This is a genomic window from Rhodococcus sp. R1101, assembly GCF_000278445.1.
In the GTDB taxonomy this organism is placed as follows: Bacteria; Actinomycetota; Actinomycetes; order Mycobacteriales; family Mycobacteriaceae; genus Rhodococcus; species Rhodococcus gordoniae.
In genome coordinates, this window is record NZ_AJVB01000425.1 from 1 (window position 1) to 3,383 (window position 3,383).

Annotated in this window: 2 protein-coding genes and 1 pseudogene; 1 reads left to right on the top strand and 2 read right to left on the bottom strand. The window is 68.8% G+C overall.

Annotated features, from left to right (window positions below; translation table 11 throughout):
- Window positions 1-237 (top strand): annotated as a pseudogene (locus R1101_RS31120) (hypothetical protein); the annotation flags it as partial.
- A 324-nt stretch (window positions 238-561) separates the two neighbouring features.
- Here R1101_RS31120 and R1101_RS0119170 read toward each other — a convergent pair.
- Together R1101_RS0119170 and R1101_RS0119175 are read right to left on the bottom strand one after the other, a co-directional pair.
- The gene (locus R1101_RS0119170; RefSeq protein WP_016934945.1) at window positions 562-1,407 is read right to left on the bottom strand and encodes a F510_1955 family glycosylhydrolase; all 846 of its coding nucleotides are present in this window, start codon (window positions 1,405-1,407) and stop codon (window positions 562-564) included.
- A gap of 43 nt (window positions 1,408-1,450) precedes the next feature.
- A partial coding sequence (locus tag R1101_RS0119175; protein ID WP_026003471.1) for a heavy metal translocating P-type ATPase occupies window positions 1,451-3,383 on the bottom strand: 1,933 nt, incomplete at its 5' end.

Below are 3,383 nucleotides of genomic sequence, written 5' to 3' on the forward strand. Positions count from 1 at the left end.
CACGACTCGGCTGCAACGACCTGGACCCGAGGCGGCTGCCGCAGCTGGTATCTCGACCGCGAAGGAATCAACCGCTCCCTGTGGCCGGGAGCCACCTGGCGTTACCGGTTGCACACCCGCGCATTCGATCTCCACAACTACACATCGATCCGGGCGTCCACAGGGGGCAGCGACGGCATCGAACAAGCCGAGCCCGGTCGCCAGAGGGATGAGATCGGCTCCGCAACCGGAAACTGACCTCACCTTTCTCGCTCACGAGCTGCCCCGCAACAGACTGTCCGTGCGGTCTCACCGAACGAAACCTTGCAAAGCCAGCCGGGACTGTCCGGTAGTCGGCGGATCCGGTTCTGACACATGGGATCAGTTTCTGTTCGCGTCCCTTGCCGGTCGGGCCCAGAGCACGAGTGGCCGGATACAGGCACTCGAGCGCGGCCTGCTCGTTGCAGGAAATGCCCACGGGCACGGAGCGCCCGCCGAGACCGAGGGCTGCCGATGACAGCATCCCCCGGCATGCCCGGTGCGCCGTCCGCGGTGAACCGTCGTCCGGACCCGACCCGGAAGTCATTCGAGGGTGAAGAGCTGTTGCGCGGTGGCGGCGTAGGCGGTGTCGACATCGACGGCCAGCAGCGCTTCGACCGGACCGACCACTGCTTTCTGTTCCCATGTTCGGCCGGTGTCGCTGCGCCAGGCGACACCTTCGGTGTCGACACCCCATAGGGATCCGTCGCCGGCGGCAGAGAGCAGCATCAGTCTCGGCGCATCGGGAACGGCGGTGAAAGTGCGGGCGGAATCCGAACTGTGCTGCAACCCGTCGACGGTGACCGCCCAGACGCCATCGTCGTTGACGGCCAGGGCTGCGGCGACCAGGGGGGCTCCGGGACTCCATGTGACGCCGGCGTCGGTGGACACCAGCAGTCCGGTGGTGCCGTCGAAACCGACGAGCACCTCTCCGTCGGTGGCCAGAGCGTGAAAGTCCACTTCTCCGACAAGGGATTTCGGTGTCCAGATGTGACCTCCGTCGGTGCTGTCGATCAGCCCGAGCGGGTTCGGAGCGGAACTCGATGGTCCGGGATGTCCGGAGGCGAAGAGTCGATCGGTGCCCGGCACCCCGGTCAGTCCCATGAAGTCGTCGTCGGAGGTACCGATCCGGGTGGTCCGCCCGTCGACGCCGAGGGTGACCAGACCGGTGTGCGTGCCGGCCAGGATCGTGCCGTCAGCCCCAAGGTGCAGACCGTGCAGGTGGTCGAGGGCGGGGGTCAACGCCACCGTGGGCACCTCGGGCGCCGGGGCCGACCCGAGGGACGTCGGTGCCGAGGCGGGCTGCTGAGTCGAGCATCCGACGAGCACGGTCAGAGCGGCGACGGCGGTGAGCGCACCCCGGTAGGGGCGCGCGAACGATGTCCACATGGAGACAGAGAGACTTTCTCGAAGGGGGTGGGTGCCGCGCCGGTCAGGTGCGGGTCAGGTGGGCGGGGTCGAGGTCCAGGCGGCGCAGTAGCTGGGCGTTGAGGGCGACGACGATGGTCGAGACCGACATGAGCACCGCAGCCACCGCCGGGGAGATCGCGACACCGGCGAAGGCGAGCACGCCGGCGGCCAGGGGCACTGCGATGATGTTGTAGCCGGTCGCCCACACCAGGTTCTGCCACATCTTCCGGTAGCTGGCGTGGGAGAGCTCGATGATCGACAGCACCGCCCGCGGGTCGTTGGCCGCCAGTACCACCCCGGCGGATTCGATCGCGACATCGGTGCCGGCGCCGATCGCCACCCCCACGTCGGCCCGGGCCAGGGCAGGGGCGTCGTTGACGCCGTCACCGACCATGGCGACCTTGTGTCCACGCTGTTGGAGTTCGGCGACTTCGGCGTCCTTGTGTTCGGGCAGCACCTCGGCGAACACCTCGTCGATGCCGAGATCGGCCGCCACGGTGTCGGCGACCTGCCGGGCATCGCCGGTGATCATCGCGACCTTGACTCCGCGGGCGTGCAGGGCGTCGATCGCCTGGCGGGACTCCTCGCGGACGGCGTCCTCGAGTGCGACTGCACCGAGCACTCGATCACCTTCGGCGATGTGCAGCACCGAGGCTCCGCGCCGTACCCATTCCTCGGTGACTGCGGTGACGTCGGCGGGTACCGACAGCGTCAGGTCGGTGAGCATGGCGGGGCCGCCGACGGTCACCGCAGTGCCGTCGACGAGCGCCCGCACACCGCGGCCGGGCAGGGACCGGAAGTCGGTGGCGGTGAGCCGCTCGTTTGTCGGGACGCGGGTGTCCGCTGCGTCCACAATTGCGCGTGCGACGGGATGTTCGCTGTCGGCTTCGACCGCCGCGGCGCGGGCCAGCAGATACGACTCGCCGATTCCGTGGGTGGTCGTGACATCGGTGACCTGGTGCCGTCCCTGGGTGAGGGTGCCGGTCTTGTCGAACAGGACCACCTCGACGGTGCGCATGCGTTCGAGGGCGAGGCGGTCCTTGACCAGCACGCCGGCTTTGGCGGCGCGTTCGGTGGAGATCGCGATCACCAGCGGGATCGCCAGTCCCAGGGCGTGGGGGCAGGCGATGACCAGCACGGTGACCGTCCGTACCACCGCTTCGTCGATGTTGCCGAGCAGCGCCCACACCGCGAAGGTGAGCAGGCCGGTGATCGCGGCGAAGTAGAACAGAAACGCTGCGGCCTTGTCCGCCAGCGCCTGCGCCCGCGACGACGACGCCTGGGCATCGGCGACCATGCGTCGGATGCCGGCCAGGGCGGTGTCCTCACCGAGGGCGGTGATCCGCACGCGCAGGGCGCTGTCGGTGGCGACGGTGCCGGCGACGACGGTGTCACCGTTTCCGCGGGTGACGGTCTTCGATTCGCCGGTGATCATCGATTCGTCGACCTCGGCACGTCCGTCGATGACGGTGCCGTCGGCGGGCACCCGGGCCCCGGCTCGCACGAGCACTACGTCGTCGAGGGCCAAGTCCGCCAGTGACACTTCCTCGGTGCCGTCGTCGGTGATCTTCTCGGCGGTGTCGGGCAGCATCGCCGCCAGCGCGTCGAGTGCACCCGACGCCGACCCGAGAGCGCGCATCTCGAGCCAGTGCCCGAGCAGCATGATCACGATCAGCAGCGCCAGCTCCCACCAGAAGTCCAGGTCGAAACCGCCGAGGCCGAGGGTGGTGATCCACGAGGCGAGGAAGGCGACGCTGATGGCCATCGCGATCAGCAGCATCATCCCCGGTCGGCGCGAGCGCAGTTCGGCCCAGCCGCCGGTGAGGAACGGGGTGCCGCCGTAGACGAAGATCACCGTGCCCAGTACCGGCGGAATCCACATGGCCCCGGGAAAGTCCGGCATGGTGTAGCCGAGCAGCTCGGCGACCATGTGGCTGAACCCCACGACCGGTAGC